The organism is Paenibacillus sp. IHBB 3054 (assembly GCF_051594305.1).
Classification (GTDB): Bacteria; Bacillota; Bacilli; order Paenibacillales; family Paenibacillaceae; genus Paenibacillus_AQ.
Window position 1 is genome coordinate 1 of the sequence record NZ_JBOFBG010000181.1, and the last position, 356, is coordinate 356.

The 356-nt window shown below is 50.3% G+C and carries 1 protein-coding gene; it reads right to left on the reverse strand.

Features of this window, described 5'->3' with window-relative positions; all coding sequences use genetic code 11:
- A partial coding sequence (locus ACQ76X_RS36365) for a hypothetical protein (RefSeq protein WP_438498723.1) occupies positions 1-356 on the reverse strand: 356 nt, incomplete at both ends.

Consider the following 356-nt stretch of genomic DNA (forward strand, 5'->3'; position numbering starts at 1 on the left):
TGACGATTTTAGTTCCATCGCTCAGTGTTGGATACACAATGCTGTCGACCAAATCATTCGCATAGTAGCTGTACTGCGCGTTTACGGACGGATCGCTGCTAAGGGTAGAGCTTCCATTGGTCTGCACTTTATCCAGTCTTTGCTGGTAGTATTGATAATTGGTATAAAAGCCCATGTAGGTGTCACTGATCTGCGTAAACCGGCCTATCACGTCGACCTGATTCCCGATCATCGCGGAGTGGTTCCCCGACACCGAATACGCAGTTCGCACTTGCCCAAGACTATCCAGGGTTTGCGTTTGAGTCGCGGTGACTGCATTGTTCATGCGCGTCTGGATCGTCTGCTTCTCAGGGGAA